The organism is Natrinema salaciae, from assembly GCF_900110865.1.
In the GTDB taxonomy this organism is placed as follows: Archaea; Halobacteriota; Halobacteria; order Halobacteriales; family Natrialbaceae; genus Natrinema; species Natrinema salaciae.
Map to the genome: position 1 here is coordinate 172,836 of NZ_FOFD01000007.1, position 13,910 is coordinate 186,745.

At 64.5% G+C, this 13,910-nt stretch carries 17 protein-coding genes; 5 read left to right on the forward strand and 12 right to left on the reverse strand.

What is annotated here, in order from left to right:
- Nucleotides 1-114 precede the first annotated feature (114 nt).
- The 4 genes from BMX07_RS20770 to tmk form a co-directional block, all read right to left on the reverse strand.
- Nucleotides 115-345 carry an Lrp/AsnC family transcriptional regulator gene (locus tag BMX07_RS20770; protein WP_090621835.1) on the reverse strand — a complete coding sequence of 77 codons (231 nt, stop codon included), beginning with the start codon at nucleotides 343-345 and terminating at the stop codon, nucleotides 115-117.
- The gene (locus BMX07_RS20775) at nucleotides 345-1,127 is read right to left on the reverse strand and encodes a potassium channel family protein (RefSeq protein ID WP_090621838.1); all 783 of its coding nucleotides are present in this window, start codon (nucleotides 1,125-1,127) and stop codon (nucleotides 345-347) included. Before BMX07_RS20775 ends, BMX07_RS20770 begins: the two co-directional genes overlap by 1 nt.
- A 148-nt stretch (nucleotides 1,128-1,275) precedes the next feature.
- On the reverse strand, nucleotides 1,276-1,506 hold the full coding sequence (locus BMX07_RS20780; RefSeq protein WP_090621841.1) for an Lrp/AsnC family transcriptional regulator: 231 nt from the start codon (nucleotides 1,504-1,506) through the stop codon (nucleotides 1,276-1,278).
- 70 nt (nucleotides 1,507-1,576) lie between these two features.
- A complete protein-coding gene (gene tmk / locus BMX07_RS20785; RefSeq protein WP_090621844.1) occupies nucleotides 1,577-2,182 on the reverse strand; it encodes a dTMP kinase in 606 nt (201 codons plus the stop codon).
- A 103-nt stretch (nucleotides 2,183-2,285) separates the two neighbouring features.
- Between tmk and BMX07_RS20790 the strand changes: the two genes are divergently transcribed.
- The 5 genes from BMX07_RS20790 to BMX07_RS20810 all read left to right on the forward strand — a co-directional run bounded on the left by BMX07_RS20790 (nucleotide 2,286) and on the right by BMX07_RS20810 (nucleotide 8,330).
- A complete protein-coding gene (locus BMX07_RS20790) occupies nucleotides 2,286-3,209 on the forward strand; it encodes a complex I NDUFA9 subunit family protein (protein WP_090621847.1) in 924 nt (307 codons plus the stop codon).
- A gap of 225 nt (nucleotides 3,210-3,434) precedes the next feature.
- Nucleotides 3,435-4,616 carry a tubulin/FtsZ family protein gene (locus BMX07_RS20795; RefSeq protein ID WP_090621853.1) on the forward strand — a complete coding sequence of 394 codons (1,182 nt, stop codon included), beginning with the start codon at nucleotides 3,435-3,437 and terminating at the stop codon, nucleotides 4,614-4,616.
- Nucleotides 4,617-4,762: 146 nt separating this feature from the next.
- On the forward strand, nucleotides 4,763-5,455 hold the full coding sequence (gene cofC / locus BMX07_RS20800; RefSeq protein WP_090621856.1) for a 2-phospho-L-lactate guanylyltransferase: 693 nt from the start codon (nucleotides 4,763-4,765) through the stop codon (nucleotides 5,453-5,455).
- Nucleotides 5,456-5,524: 69 nt separating this feature from the next.
- Complete coding sequence (gene cofG / locus BMX07_RS20805) at nucleotides 5,525-6,694, forward strand: 7,8-didemethyl-8-hydroxy-5-deazariboflavin synthase subunit CofG (RefSeq protein WP_090621858.1); 1,170 nt, start codon at nucleotides 5,525-5,527, stop codon at nucleotides 6,692-6,694.
- A gap of 238 nt (nucleotides 6,695-6,932) precedes the next feature.
- On the forward strand, nucleotides 6,933-8,330 hold the full coding sequence (locus BMX07_RS20810) for a PQQ-binding-like beta-propeller repeat protein (protein WP_090621860.1): 1,398 nt from the start codon (nucleotides 6,933-6,935) through the stop codon (nucleotides 8,328-8,330).
- A 231-nt stretch (nucleotides 8,331-8,561) separates the two neighbouring features.
- Here BMX07_RS20810 and BMX07_RS20815 read toward each other — a convergent pair whose 3' ends face one another.
- The 8 genes from BMX07_RS20815 to BMX07_RS20840 all read right to left on the reverse strand — a co-directional run bounded on the left by BMX07_RS20815 (nucleotide 8,562) and on the right by BMX07_RS20840 (nucleotide 13,880).
- Entirely contained in the window at nucleotides 8,562-9,017 is a 456-nt protein-coding gene (locus tag BMX07_RS20815; protein ID WP_090622139.1) for a nucleoside deaminase, read from the reverse strand.
- Nucleotides 9,018-9,219: 202 nt separating this feature from the next.
- The gene (locus tag BMX07_RS20820) at nucleotides 9,220-10,047 is read right to left on the reverse strand and encodes a hypothetical protein (RefSeq protein WP_090621863.1); all 828 of its coding nucleotides are present in this window, start codon (nucleotides 10,045-10,047) and stop codon (nucleotides 9,220-9,222) included.
- A complete protein-coding gene (locus tag BMX07_RS20825) occupies nucleotides 10,044-10,610 on the reverse strand; it encodes a hypothetical protein (RefSeq protein ID WP_090621866.1) in 567 nt (188 codons plus the stop codon). The genes BMX07_RS20820 and BMX07_RS20825 overlap by 4 nt, the downstream gene beginning before the upstream one ends.
- 1 nt (nucleotide 10,611) lies before the next feature.
- Nucleotides 10,612-11,391, reverse strand: a complete 780-nt coding sequence (locus BMX07_RS20830; protein ID WP_139210972.1) for a hypothetical protein — start codon at nucleotides 11,389-11,391, stop codon at nucleotides 10,612-10,614.
- 370 nt (nucleotides 11,392-11,761) lie between these two features.
- Nucleotides 11,762-12,154 (reverse strand): M48 family metalloprotease, encoded by a 393-nt coding sequence (locus BMX07_RS25320; RefSeq protein WP_281246987.1) that lies wholly within the window; start codon nucleotides 12,152-12,154, stop codon nucleotides 11,762-11,764.
- Nucleotides 12,067-12,354, reverse strand: coding sequence for a M48 family metalloprotease (locus BMX07_RS25510; RefSeq protein ID WP_281246988.1), 288 nt, complete (start codon nucleotides 12,352-12,354; stop codon nucleotides 12,067-12,069). The genes BMX07_RS25320 and BMX07_RS25510 overlap by 88 nt, the downstream gene beginning before the upstream one ends.
- 106 nt (nucleotides 12,355-12,460) lie before the next feature.
- Nucleotides 12,461-13,048 carry a M48 family metalloprotease gene (locus tag BMX07_RS25325; protein ID WP_245742181.1) on the reverse strand — a complete coding sequence of 196 codons (588 nt, stop codon included), beginning with the start codon at nucleotides 13,046-13,048 and terminating at the stop codon, nucleotides 12,461-12,463.
- A 73-nt stretch (nucleotides 13,049-13,121) separates the two neighbouring features.
- A complete protein-coding gene (locus BMX07_RS20840; RefSeq protein WP_090621872.1) occupies nucleotides 13,122-13,880 on the reverse strand; it encodes an SDR family NAD(P)-dependent oxidoreductase in 759 nt (252 codons plus the stop codon).
- Nucleotides 13,881-13,910: the final 30 nt, after the last annotated feature.

Genomic DNA, 13,910 nt, shown 5'->3' on the forward strand with positions numbered 1-13,910 from the left:
CACCGAGCGCGTCGCGCTCGGGCCGACGAGCGACCAACGGGAGCGAGGAGTGCTTTTGATCGAAATTTTGCCGAGGGCGCGGCTTCGCCGCGCCCGCAGAGCAAAATTTCGGCACTAGTCCATCGCGATGTACGTTTGCGTGTCCTCGATGCCCTCGATGGCCTGGATGCGAGTGGCCGCGATCTCCTTTACCTCGGCCGGCGTCTCGACCTCGGTCTTCGCGATGAGGTCGACGTCGCCCGCGACGATGTGGGCCGACTGAACGCCGTCGATGGATTCGATGCTGTCTTTGAGTCGATCCGCCTCACCCGTGTTCGCCTTGATCATGATGAACGCTGTAACCATCAGTTGACACCTCCAGTGTCGGATTCGGACTCCCGATCCGGTCTCGAGTCCGAGTCCGCCTCGGAGTCCAATAGCTCCGCCGCCGAACTCGAGCCCGACCCTGCGTTTGCGGCCGCTCGGGTCGGCGACTCGCCGACCAGGAGCTGGCGCACCTGACTCAGGACGTCGAAGTCCGCGAGGACGACGAGCCGGTCGCCGTCCTCGATCGAAAGATCCTCGGTCGGGATCTCGAGGTGGCCCTCGCCCTTCCCGAAAGCGAGGAGGGTCGCGTCGGCGGGCAGGTGCAGTTCGCTGATCGTGTACCCGTTGACGGGGGCCGCGTCGGTGATCGTGAGTTCGACGACCTGCAGGTACGGGGCGATGTCGGCGATCGCGCGGATCGTGCCGCCCAGGAGGGCGTTTTTCGCGCCGATCGCGCCGAGCCGTTCGGGGTAGATGACCTCGTCGACCTGATCGGCGTACTTGCGGTAGATCCCCTCGCGGTAGGACTCGTCGATCCGCATGACCGTCCGACAGTCGTAGTGGTTGGCGATCATACACGCCGTGAAGTTGACGTTGAGGTCACCCGTGAGCGCACCGACGGCGTCGGCCTCGGTGACGCCGGCCTCCTCGAGGACCGTTTCGCGCGAGCCGTCGCCCTCGACGGTGGTGAACTCCTGATCGCGAGCGCGTCTGAGCGTCGGCTCGTCGCGTTCGACGATCGTCACCTCGTGGCCTTCGTCACGCAAGACGCGTGCTGTGCGCAGACCGACCCGTCCGGCCCCGATAATCACGAACCGCATGCAGAGGCGTACGCCGGCCCCAGTGAATAAGTTTGCCCCGAGTTACCGTGTGTCCAGATCGAACGGACGCGTGACTCGGACGACGACGGTTCCGGAAGAAGAGGCGATAAACGCCGCACTGACGGCCGCAGGAATCCGCAGCTAGTCGCTACGCCATCGCGATGTACGTCTTCGTATCGGTGACGCCACCGAGCCCCTGTAGACCCGAAGAGACGGTCTGGAGCACGTCGTAGACCTCCGGTGCGTCGATCTCAGCGATGATGTCGTAGTTGCCCGCGACGATGTGGGCGTCGGTGACCGATTCGAGGCCGGCGATCTCAGCGAGCAGCCCCTCGGACTTTCCGGCGGCCGTCTTCACCATGATGAACGCGTGGACCATCGGAGGTGTGGTACACTCTGCCACGACTAAAGCCTTTGCCCGAAGCCGACGTGCGGCGTCGGGCCATCGATCACCGACGGTCCGACACCCGCGCGGCCAGTGCGTCCGCCACGGCCTCGAGTACCGCCTTCGGCGACGCGGTCGCGTCGACGCGGACGAACCGGTCGGGGTCGCGCTCGATCAGCCGCTCGTAGTTCTCGCGAACCGACGAGAGGTACTCGGCCCGCTCGAACTTGTTCGTCGTTCCCGCGCGGGTCGCGGCGGTCTCGGGGTCGACGTCGAGGTAGATCGTCAGGTCCGGCTCGATCGAGAACGGACGGTGGACGTCGACGACGTACTCGAGCGGATCGTCGATGTCGTGGCCCGTGGCCGACTCGAGGGACGCACCCTGATAGGCGAAGCGGGAGTCGGAGTAGCGGTCGGAGATCACGAGGTCGCCCCGCTCGAGGGCCGGTTCGATCAGCCGCGAGAGGTGATCGGCGTGGTCTGCGGTGTAGAGGAACAGCTCCGCCAGCGGATCGGCGTCGTCGTCCTCGATCGAGCGGTAGACGGCGTCGCCGTACCACGAATCGTTCGTGGGCTCGCGCGTGAACACGGCGTCGGGGTACCGGTCGTGTAGGGCCTCCCAGACCGTCGTCTTGCCGCTGCCGTCCAACCCCTCGAGCGTGACGAGCATGGTCGCACCTCGTCGTGACGGGTACTACAATCTGTCGAGAGCCGCGAGCGGCCCTTACAGGGTAGCCGCCCACTATTTATCGTTGCGGAGTCATGTTCCGCGTATGAAGATCCTCGTCGCTGGCGGTACCGGCTTCATCGGGACGAACCTGTGTGCGGAACTGGCCGAGCGCGATCACGAGGTGACGGCGCTCTCTCGGTCGCCGACCAAAGCGGAGCTACCGGCGGGTGTCGAGTCGGCGATCGGCGACGTCAGTGCGTACGATTCGATCGTCGAGACGGTGGCCGAGCACGACGCCGTCGTCAACCTCGTCTCGCTCTCGCCGCTGTACAAACCGCCCGCGGGGACGAGTCACGAGGAAGTCCACCTCGGCGGTACCGAGAACCTCGTCCGGGCCGCCGAGGAGGGTGACGTCGACAGATTCCTCCAGATGAGTGCGCTCGGAGCCGACCCGGACGGTGCCACTGCCTACATCCGCGCCAAGGGGGAGGCTGAAACGGTCGTCAGGGAGTCGACCCTCGAGTGGACGATCGTCCGTCCGTCCGTCGTCTTCGGCGATGGTGCGGAGTTCCTCGAGTTTACGAAAACCCTGACGACGCCCTACGTAACGGGGCTTCCGGGGGGCGGACAGACGCGGTTCCAGCCCATCTGGATCGGCGACCTCGTCCCGATGCTGACCGACGCGCTCGAAGACGCGTCCCACATCGGCGAAACGTACGAACTCGCCGGGCCCCAGGTCGCCACGCTCGCGGACGTGACGGAGCTGGTCTACGCGGCCGAGGGGAGAGACGTGACGGTCCTCTCGATCCCGATGGGACTGGCGAAACTCGGGCTCTCCGCCGCCGATTCCCTGCCGTTCGTGCCGTTTGGCCTCGATCAGGCGCGCTCGCTCGAGTTCGACAACACCGTCGCGGACAACGACGCGACCGCGTTCGGGTGCGACCCCGCAGCGTTCGTGACGCTCGGATCGTACCTCGGACTCGAGGGGACCAGTCCGCGAAAGAAACCGGCAGAAACGGCCGGATAATCGCTGTGGAAGCGACCCACGCGTACCACCTCACTTCGTGGAAAACGTACTATGAAAATATAATCAAACGGAGTGAAAAACAGTTTCACTGGGGCAAAACGGGTCGTAGACCCCTTCAAACTCTCGATCAACGATAATACTAAATTAAGACGGAAAGTCAGTTTAGCACAAGACTTATATCCTCCATCGCACTGTTACCAATCCAACGGAGCCCCCTGACAAACAATGAAGCTGGCGATGATCGGATTCGGACAGGCCGGTGGCAAAATCGTCGATCGATTCCTCGATTACGACGATCGGACGAACGGCGGAATCGTCCGGGCAGCGATCGCTGTCAACTCCGCGAAAGCGGACCTCATCGGCCTCGACAATATTCCTCAGGAGAATCGCGTACTCATCGGCCAGGCCCGAGTAAAGGGCCACGGCGTGGGTGCTGACAACGAACTCGGCGCGGAAGTCGCCGAAGAGGACATCGACGAGGTCCAGAACGCCATCGACTCGATCCCGACCCACGAGGTCGACGCCTTCCTCATCGTTTCCGGGATGGGCGGCGGCACCGGGTCGGGCGGCGCGCCCGTCCTCGCGAAACACCTCAAGCGAATCTACACGATCCCCGTCTACGGACTCGGCGTCCTGCCGGGTACGGACGAGGGCGGGATCTACACGCTCAACGCGGCCCGCTCGTTCCAGACGTTCGTCCGCGAAGTGGACAACCTGATGGTCTTCGACAACGACTCTTGGCGACAGACCGGCGAGTCCGTCGAGGGCGGCTACGACCAGATCAACGAGGAGATCGTCCGGCGGTTCGGCATCCTCTTCGGCGCGGGCGAGGTCGGTGACGGACAGGAAGTCGCCGAAAGCGTCGTCGACTCTTCCGAGATCATCAATACGCTCTCCGGCGGTGGTGTCTCGACCGTCGGCTTCGCGAGCGAGGAGGTCGAACTGAACACCAGCGGCGGACTACTCTCCCGGTTTACCGGCGAAAGCGGCGGTTCCGACGACGACCTCGACGCCGCGAACACGACCAATCGCATCACGAGCCTCGTCCGCAAGGCCGCGCTCGGCCGACTCACGCTTCCCTGTGAGATCGAAGGCACCGAGCGCGCCCTGCTCGTGCTCTCCGGTCCCTCGGAGTATCTCAACCGGAAAGGCATCGAGCGCGGCCGCAAGTGGCTCGAGGAGGAAACGGGCAGCATGGAAGTCCGCGGTGGCGACTTCCCGCGAGAGGAGCCCGAAGTGGCCGCGGCGATCCTGCTGTCGGGCGTGACGAACGTCCCGCGGATCAAGCGCCTCCAGCAGGTCGCGATCGAGGCACAGGACAACATCGACGACATCCAGCAGGAGAGCGAAGAGAACCTCGAGGAACTCGTCGAGGACGACGAGGACGAGCTCGAGCCGCTCTTCTAGGCTCCCCTTCGTTCGGGATTTCACGGCGCGAGCGGCCGCACTCGTGTCGGGGGGCGCGAGACCGCCTGCGATCGCGGGACGGCGTCCGATCGCACGCGACTCCGACGTACTTTTGAACGCGCCCGGAGTACCGTAATTAGATTCAGATGCGCGTCGTCGTTCCGTTCGCCGCCGAGACGCCGAAGACTCGACTCGAGTCAGTGCTCACGCCGGCCGAGCGGTCGGCGTTCGCCCGCGCCATGCTCGCGGACGTCCTGCGTGCCGTCGTCGAAGCGGGCCACGAACCGACGGTCGTCTCGACCGCGCCGCTCGACCTCGCGGGCCTCGAGCTTCCGGGCGAGGTCGCTGCGTCGGCGTCGGTCACCGCCGACGACCGCCCGCTGACGGAGGCGGTCAACGCGCGGCTTCCGGGGGGCGACGCGGAAACGACCACGGACGAGCCCGCTCCCGTCGCCGTCGTCATGGCGGACCTTGCGCTGGCGACGCCGGATGCGCTCGAACGACTCTTGACGTCGACGGCCGACGTTGCGGTCGCGCCGGGACGGGGGAGCGGAACGAACGCCCTCGTCGTCCGCCACCCCGAGTTCCGCGTGGATTACCACGGAACCTCCTACCTGGACCACCGTGAGACCGCTCGCGAGATCGGTGCCACCCTCGAGACGGTCGACTCGTTCCGACTGGCGACCGACGTGGACGAGCCGGCGGATCTCGTCGAAGTGATCGTTCACGGGCGCGAGAGCAACCGTGCGCCGGCGTGTCTGCGAGAGTTCGGCTTCGCACTCGACGAACGGGATGGGCGGGTCGATATCGTTCGCAACGAGGACTGCGCGGCAGAGTAGTCCGACATCGGCCGGGTTGCCCGCGACGAAGTGAAGCCCTTATGTGCCGAGCGACGACATCCAGAGGTAATGTTCCCCGGGGCGAGCGAGTACGGTGTCGACATCGCGGTCGACGACGAGGCCGTCGAGGAACTCCTCCAGGTCAGCCCGAACGACGTCGACGCGCCTCCGGCGCTGACGTTCTCGCGCAACGTGTTCGTGCCGCTCACCACGGCCTGTCGCTACACCTGTACCTACTGCACCTACTTCGACCCGCCGGGGCAGGCCTCCCTGCTCTCGCTCGAGGAGGTTCGCGAGATCTGCCGGCGCGGGGCCGACGCGGGCTGTACGGAGGCGCTATTCACCTTCGGCGACGATCCGGACGACCGCTACACCGAGATTCACGACCAGCTCGCGGCGTGGGGGCACGACTCGATCCACAGCTACCTGCGCGAGGCCTGCGAGGTGGCGCTCGAGGAGGGGTTGCTCCCCCACGCGAACCCGGGCGACCAGACCCGCGAGCAGATGGCGACCGTCGCGGACGTCAACGCCAGCATGGGCGTGATGCTCGAGACGACCGCGGAAGTCGGGGCCCACGCCGGTCCACGACGGAAGGTGCCCGGCCAGCGGCTGCGGACCCTGCAGAACGCGGGCGAACTGGACGTCGCCTTCACGACCGGGATCCTCGTCGGCATCGGCGAGAAGTGGCGCGACCGCGCGGAGAGCCTGCTGGCGATCCGCGCGCTTCACGAGCGCTACGACCACATCCAGGAGGTGATCGTCCAGCCCGTCGTCGACAACGAGCGCTGGTCGGATGGCTCGCCCGATCTCGCGACGATGCGGCAGGTGACTGCGATGGCCCGCGTCGCCCTCCCCGAGGAGGTGTCCGTGCAGGTGCCGCCGAACCTCGCCCCCGCCGCGGATCTGATCGACTGCGGCGTCGACGATCTGGGCGGCGTCTCGCCGGTCACCGACGACCACATCAATCCCGACTACACGTGGCCGGCGCTGCGCGAACTCGAGGAGATCGCCGCCTCGGCGGGCTTGCCGCTGGGCGAGCGGCTCCCGGTCTACGAGCGGTTCCTTCCACCCGACCTACGAACGGACGGGTTCGACGGCGCGGTGGCCGACGGCGCGGACGGCGGCGACGGCCGAGCGTGGATCTCGTCGACGATCCGCGACGCGCTCGCAGCCGACGATTCGGCGGGCGAGCGCTATCGGGCGGTGCTCCGGGGCGAGACGGCGACTGCCCCGCGCTGAGTTCGCTCGCCGACGCGGTCTTCGGTCCACTGACAACCGGCACGAGAACGTCGGTTTCAGGCTCGACCGTTCAGTTTTCGAGGGGGTGATCGTCGAGACGCGTGATCGAGCTGATCGGCTCGTCGGGACGCTATCGTCACGACGCCCTGACAGACGCTACTACGAAGAATAGTTGTAAAATTCACAATTCGGATATATTCGAACGATAATATTATCGCCGGCAGACGCTGCCACCGGTATGCCAGACTGGAATCGCCGTTCGGTCCTCGCGACTGGCGCAGCGCTTTCGACCACCGGAATACTCGCCGCCGTCGGGTCGACGGTCGCCGAGGAGGACGCGTCCACGGAAGGAGTTGCGACTGGCGATCCGCCCGGTTGGTCCTCGGTTCACGGGAACGCCGCGAACTCCCGCTATCTGCCGCTGGACGATGGGTTCCCGGAACCGAACACCATCGCATGGCGGTCCGACACCTTATACGGCGTCAGCAACGACGGCGATATCGCCGTCGTCGACGGGCGAATCTACATCGTAGGGGAGTTCGAATCGACCGACTACGAGCAGACCGAACTCCGCGTGGCTTCCACCGACGACGGGACGCTCGAGTGGAAGACCGAAGTAACCGGGAGACAGCGGCCGACGGTCGCCGACGGAACGGTCTACGTCAGCGGCGTGGATCGCGTCACGGCGTTCGACACCGAGGACGGCTCGCTCCAGTGGGTTCGCGAGTTCGATTCCGAGCAGTGGATTTCCAACGCGACCGCTGCCGACGGGGAGATCTACGTCGTCACTGGCGGGACCCGCTTCAACGCCGACGCGACCCTGTACGCACTCGACGGCGAGGACGGGTCGATCCAGTGGAAACGCAAACAGGTCGAAGCGAGACAGGAGAACCGGGAAACGGCCGATCCCGCCCCGGTGGGGTTCAAATCGGCACCGGTCGCCGTCGCGAACGGATCGGTCTACGCGATAACGGGCGGCGGCGAATTCAAAGGAAGCGGTTCGAAACCCGGCCTCCAGTGGAACGGTGGAGTCACCGCACTCGATGCGAAGACGGGCGAGAAGCAATGGGGTGTCGTGCTCGAGGACGGCGCTTTCATAAAGATCATCGCGACCGACGCGTTCGTCTGCGTGCAGAATATGCCGGACGGGTTAGAGGAGACCGTCCTCGATTCCGAGACGGGTGAAACCGTCCTGACGTCGAATTCCACGAGAGCCGCAACGGCCGACGTCCGAGTGACCCACGACACGTTCCGCCCCAGTAGCGGCCCCATCACCGTCTCCACGTACGGCACCGATGATAGCTGGACCGCCTCCGACATATATTATTTCCCGCCGCTCATCGCCGGTGATACCCTGATAGCTACCCGCACCTCCGAGAGTTCGATCGTCGGATTCGACCTCGAGAGCGGGACGGAGAAGTGGAACTGGGAGTTCGACGGCACGCCCCACGCGCTCGCCGGTGTCGACGAGAACACGCTGTATTTCAAGTTATACAAAGCCGATAGGCCCACCGAGCTCATCGCGTTGCGTGCGTCTGACGACCGGGGCGAGGGACGAGAGGGCGACGATCGGGACGAAACGGAACCGGACGACGACACCGAGGACGGCAGCGACGAGAGCGATTCCGACTGCTGAACCACGGCGGTCGTCGCCTCGGCAGACCTACCGCCGGACGAGGGGCACCCTGTCTGGGAACGGTGCTCCCCGTCGGACCTGCGAACGAACGAATTCGACGCGATCTCCGCTGCGAAGTCTCGACCGACCGCGGGAACCAGCGGGATCAGTACCGACTGAAACGGGGTCACAGCGGAGTGCCAACGGTGCCTGACAGCGATCACATGGCGGACCGTCTCCGCACCCGCTCGGCTACTGAAAGTACGCCTCGTGGACCGCGAGCCCCTCGTCCTCGAGCACCGGCCCCTCCACGGTTGTCGACCCACCGGCTCGGTCGACGACCTCCTCGCAGGGAATTTCGATCACGCCATCGTTCCGCAGGGACGCGAGCGAGTCGACGGAGACGCTGTAGACGACCCGCCCGAGACCCGCGTAGACGATCGCGCTCGCACACATCGGGCACGGTTCGGTGCTGGTGTACATGGTACACGATTCCCGTTCGGCCGGCTCGAGTTCGCTCGCGGTCCAGCGAGCCAGCTCGAGCTCGGGGTGGGCAGCGATGTCGTCGTCGGTGAGGGTCGTGTTCTCGGCCGTCCGGATCACCTCGTCGTCGACGACGAGCAGCGAGCCGAAGGGCGTGTTGCCGTGCTCGACCGCCGACTCCGAGAGCTCGATCGCGCGCCGCACGTAGGATTCGTCCGTCGTCATGACGGAGTCTTCCGTCGCCGAGACCGAAATACGTCCTCTCGCCACCGGCGTTGGCCGTCTTCGAGGTAGTATCCCGCTCGAATCTTGAAGCTCGATGACCGCCCGAACGTACCGGATCCGGTCGGGAATCGACGGGTGCATGTGGTGGAACGTCGCCTACTACGGATGGAACGGGTTCGACCGATTCTCGGCGGAAAGACGGTTACGAGAGGACGCCAACGAATCGATTCGCATATATTATCGCCGGATACGTCGCGACGAACGGAAGGATGAATCCGTTTAGGCCCATGAAAATCGCCGCTCCAACGTGGAACGAGAACCCGAGGAGCAGGAACGCGAATACGTATTCAGACGGTGCAAGGAGAACCGATGGAAACAGACATTCGAACGCGATCGTCGCCCAACAACCGACAGTACCGAGTTGTGGGTAGTCCTGCAACCGCTCGTACACCCACTGGTGGCCGTAGATAGACGTTCCGAAAATGCCGGTCAGAGCGCCCCCATCTCGCCAGATATCGGAACTCGCTTTGCTCACTCCCGCGACGAGATAGGAGAGGATGGCCTGTGCAGCGATGAACAGGATGGCGAGATCCCGTTCGATGCTTCCCTCGGGAAACAGACTCGCGATAAACAGCGCGCTGAAAACGATGAACGACATCTGGAACCCGCCTTCGAGTCCGTACGGATGCCGAAACGAAATGGCGAACGTCGTGGCGACGATGCCAGCCAACAAAATGGGCGACTGCGTGCCAGAGAGTGCGAGGATCCCTGCGAACGCGCCCAGGAGTAATCTGCTGGCTAGCAGGCCCAGAAACCGAGGGTACGGAAATATCGCGTCCGATACGTGCGAAACGAACGGGTACGAAAATACCGGTCGCTGTTTCGAGACCTTCCAACTCAGAATGTCGTCGTCCTGCAGTCGGTCCCGAGCCGCGAGATACTCGGCCGACGACAGGACGACGTACCCACTGGCGAGGACAGTGATCGCTCGCAGAACCGTTTCGCTAGTTGAGAACAGCGCCGTCGTCATACTGTATGGTAGTCGGACGTGAATATCGGCTCTAGTGTCCCGTCGACACCGGCTTCTCGCATGATCAGAAACTGCGTCGCCACGCTCATTTCGGACCGCTGGACGGATGACACGTAGTTCAGAAGTACGATGTACGCCGTCGTGAGTTTGATCGCGTCGGATCGGACGGGCGTCAGTTCGCGTTCGTCGGATGATTCCGCGTCGTACTCGCTTTCGGTCTCGGGTTGGGACCGCAGTAGCTCCTGTGTCAAATCGAACAGCGCCTTCTTGCCGTGCTTGTCCGGGTGCCAGATGGGGGCTGTTACGTCTCGCGGCTCGTGGAATCTAGAAACCTCCTGCCACGGTCCGACTCCGCCGTCGACGAACGTATCGCGGTAGAGGAGATGATAGTCCGCTACACCCGGGTCCGGTGCGAAAAAGTTCCACCGGGGAATGAAATGGTGGACTTCACGCCCGCCGAGCTTTCGAAACCCCCACGGAGTGGAGTTGATCACCGTGGCGACGAGCCACACGCTCAACACAGTCCCGAGAGCGATCACGGTCCAGCTACCAGTCGCGGTCATCTCACGCGAACCCGTGCTCGTGCAGGACCTCCCGGCGCATGTCCAGTAACTCACCGACCGCGGCCCTGCTCCCGAGTTGGTTGACCGTATCGTCGGGCAGACTGACTTCCCGCAAATCCTCGTGGACCCCCGGCGACGTGGACGTAGCAACGGCTACCGCGACCACCACGGCCGCTACCAGAACGGCGTCACTCACCGGTCCGTTAGGGAGGATGTTTGCCTCGTCGACGTCCGACGGGATGGTCTCCATCGCTCGCCGTTCGATATCACTCATTTCCGGCGGCGATGCGACGACCAGGTAATCGTAGAACCCGTTCGGTGGGAACGGACCGTCTGGACCGTCAGGCCAGGGGAAATCGTCCGGCCACGGCGGCGATGGTGGACAGTCGGGTCCGCACGGACACTCCCGAATGGTGAACTCGTCCGGATCGAGTTCACCACCGGTGTACGGAAACGTCATCGCCCCCAGCGGGAGCTCTCTGAGTGCGAGGTTTCTGCCGAGTTCACGCGACCCGTAACTGAAATCGAAGATCGCCGGTGCCTCGAGTGCCTTCTCGACACCCTCGTGCGGAGTCGGTAACTCCCGGGACAAGAGCTCCTCGTTTTCGAGTAGCATCTCGCCGACCTCCGAGAACGCGTCGAGGTCGTCCTTGACGATCGCGGTTTCGATGTCGTCGATCAGATCGGTTCCGGTCGCGCCCCAAAAGAGCATGACGGTCCCCTGGGGTGGCCTGAAGGGATTGCCGTCAAGCGCGTCTTCATCCGGGTCGAAGGTAACCACTGGGGGGGTTTTGTGATGTGTTTCTCGGCGAGCCTTCGCACTCTGAATGGCTTCGAACGGATCGTCTTCTTCCTCCGGTATTCGAGTCGCTCGAGAGAGCTGTTCACCCACGTTTTCATCGAAGTCGATATCTCCTAATTGCATGTAGTCCGTTCCCACATTATTGGTAATGGTATTAAAATATGTCTATTGGAAATTATAAATAGGTTTGTTATTGCTTGTCTCCTGTTCCGAATACGACCCCTGAGGTTGACCCGTCGATCGATCGCCCACAGTGCCGGATGACGACCGCGATCGGACAGCGATCTCTACCAACTACTCGGTGCAGACGACCGGTGCGGGGACGCGGTTCTCGAAATCATCGGGACGGTCAATCAGCGCCGCTCGCGCCCGGAGGCGATGTCTCGCTCGAGCCATCGGTCCCGCTGATCTCACGGATGTACCGAATCCGGTCGGGAATCGGCGGGTGCGTGTCGCGGAAGGTGGCGTACAACGGATGCGGGAAGGGGTTCGCGAGGTGTTCGCTCGTGAGCCGGCAGAGCGCGTCGACCAGCGGCTCGCCGTCCGCCATCACGGCGGTTGCGAAGGTGTCGGCCTCGCGCTCGTGGGCCAGCGAAAGTCTGTTCTCGAGCGGGCTGGTGGGTATGGCTACCGGCTGGAGCCAGAGCGCACCCATTACGAGGCCGACGTAGGTGGTTTCCGGCAGTGCGAACAGCTCGTAGAGCCACGGTGCCTCGAGCAGGTACCAGAGGATGGTGAGCATCGCTCCGATTCGCACAAGCCCGGCGGTGAATCCCTTCCAGACGTGGCGTTTTTCCAGTGGGCGAGCTCGTGTGCGAGGACTGCCTCGATCTCGGCGAGCCCCATCTGGTCGACGAGCGTATCGAACAGGACTATCCGTTTGGTCCGGCCGAAGCCGACGAAGTAGGCGTTGGAGTGGGAGGACCGCTTGCTCGCGTCCATGACGGAGACGTGTCGCAGGTGAAGCCGGCGCGCTCGAAGACGCGCTCGACGGCAGCCCGCAACTTGCCGGCGTCGACGGGCTCGAAGTCGTTGAACAGCGGCGCAATCACCCGCGGGTAGAGCACGAGCATCGCGAGCGAAACGGCCGTGAACAGGGCGGTCGCCGCCAGCGGTCAGTAAGTCGGCAGGCGAACGACGACCCAGAGGACGGCGGCGAGAACGGCCGTGAAGACCGCCGCGAGAACCGTCCCGAGCAGGAGGTCCGTGACGAACAGCCCGGTGACGCCTCGTTGAAGTCGAATCGCTCCTCGATCACGAACGTCTCGTAGGCGTCGAAGGGGACCGAGACGAGCCGGATTCCGACAACCGCCGCGACGAAAAAGGCCGCCCCCGTCTCGATCGGCCCGTATCCAAGCCCCTCGAGCCACTCGACGGCCGTCGCCAGCGCGCCCGAGTAGAGGACCGCCAGTACGAGCGCCAGAATCACCCAGGGCTGTCCCTGCGAGAGTATCGTCGTCGCGCGTTGGTAGTCGACTACCCGGTCGGTGTCCTCGAGATCGAGCCGTTCGGCGACCCAGTCGGATTCCCGCTCGAGCGCCCGTCTCCCGTGGCGAACGTTGAGCACGGACAGGACGGTGAAGAACGCGGTTGTCCCGGCGAGCACGGCGAGAAAGAGCACGTGATACGCGAGCATATCCGTAGTACGGCGTGCAGACCGATTAACGGTTGCTCCGCGCTCGAGCGGGGACGGCGACCGACGGGGCCGATCAGGTACAGGAGAAGCCGCCGTCGACGACGAGCGCCTGGCCGGTGATCCAGTCGGCGTCGTCGCTGGCCAGGAACAGCATCGCGTTGGCGATGTCCTCGGGTTCCCCGAGGCGTTTGAGCGGGTAGTGACGAGCCATCTCCTCTTTGGTCGCTTCCCACTCCGCTTCGGTCTGCCCTTTCCGGGGCATCGGCGTGTCGGTCACGCCCGGGCAGACCGCGTTCGCCCGAACCCCGGCCGGCCCGACCTCCGCCGCGACGGTGCGGGTGAAGTTGACGACCGCACCCTTCGACAGCGAGTAGGCCCCGAGTTGCGGCGCGCCGATGACGCCGGCCAGCGACGCGGTGTTGACGATCGCGCCGCTTCCCTGTTCCTTGAAGTGGGGAATCACGGCGTGGCAGCCGTTCCAGACCCCCTTGACGTTCACGTCGATGATCCGATCGCGTTCGCCCTCGTCGATATCCTCGATCCGCGCACGCTGGTGGCTGACCCCCGCGTTGTTCACCATGATGTCGAGGCCGAACGTCGAGACGGCCTCGTCGACGGCCGCGTGGACTGCGTCGGCGTCGCGGACGTCCAGTTCGACGGCAGTCCCCGCTCGCCCCGCGTCCTCGACGCGGTCGATCGTCTCCTCGGCCCCCTCCAGATCGACGTCGGCCGCGACGATCGTCGCACCCTCGCCGGCGAACAGTTCGGCCGCTTCCCGGCCGAGGCCGGAGCCCGCTCCCGTGATAAACGCGGTCTTGTCTTCGAGTCGCATACCCACACATTGTCGAGCGGGAGTATAAAC

Coding starts and splice junctions, on each gene's coding strand:
- BMX07_RS20770 (WP_090621835.1), bottom strand. CDS start 345: ATGGTTACAGCGTTCATCATGATCAAGGCGAACACGGGTGAGGCGGAT.
- BMX07_RS20775 (WP_090621838.1), bottom strand. CDS start 1,127: ATGCGGTTCGTGATTATCGGGGCCGGACGGGTCGGTCTGCGCACAGCA.
- BMX07_RS20780 (WP_090621841.1), bottom strand. CDS start 1,506: ATGGTCCACGCGTTCATCATGGTGAAGACGGCCGCCGGAAAGTCCGAG.
- tmk (WP_090621844.1), bottom strand. CDS start 2,182: ATGCTCGTCACGCTCGAGGGGTTGGACGGCAGCGGCAAGACGACGGTC.
- BMX07_RS20790 (WP_090621847.1), top strand. CDS start 2,286: ATGAAGATCCTCGTCGCTGGCGGTACCGGCTTCATCGGGACGAACCTG.
- BMX07_RS20795 (WP_090621853.1), top strand. CDS start 3,435: ATGAAGCTGGCGATGATCGGATTCGGACAGGCCGGTGGCAAAATCGTC.
- cofC (WP_090621856.1), top strand. CDS start 4,763: ATGCGCGTCGTCGTTCCGTTCGCCGCCGAGACGCCGAAGACTCGACTC.
- cofG (WP_090621858.1), top strand. CDS start 5,525: ATGTTCCCCGGGGCGAGCGAGTACGGTGTCGACATCGCGGTCGACGAC.
- BMX07_RS20810 (WP_090621860.1), top strand. CDS start 6,933: ATGCCAGACTGGAATCGCCGTTCGGTCCTCGCGACTGGCGCAGCGCTT.
- BMX07_RS20815 (WP_090622139.1), bottom strand. CDS start 9,017: ATGACGACGGACGAATCCTACGTGCGGCGCGCGATCGAGCTCTCGGAG.
- BMX07_RS20820 (WP_090621863.1), bottom strand. CDS start 10,047: ATGACGACGGCGCTGTTCTCAACTAGCGAAACGGTTCTGCGAGCGATC.
- BMX07_RS20825 (WP_090621866.1), bottom strand. CDS start 10,610: ATGACCGCGACTGGTAGCTGGACCGTGATCGCTCTCGGGACTGTGTTG.
- BMX07_RS25320 (WP_281246987.1), bottom strand. CDS start 12,154: ATGCTCACCATCCTCTGGTACCTGCTCGAGGCACCGTGGCTCTACGAG.
- BMX07_RS25510 (WP_281246988.1), bottom strand. CDS start 12,354: ATGGACGCGAGCAAGCGGTCCTCCCACTCCAACGCCTACTTCGTCGGC.
- BMX07_RS25325 (WP_245742181.1), bottom strand. CDS start 13,048: ATGCTCGCGTATCACGTGCTCTTTCTCGCCGTGCTCGCCGGGACAACC.
- BMX07_RS20840 (WP_090621872.1), bottom strand. CDS start 13,880: ATGCGACTCGAAGACAAGACCGCGTTTATCACGGGAGCGGGCTCCGGC.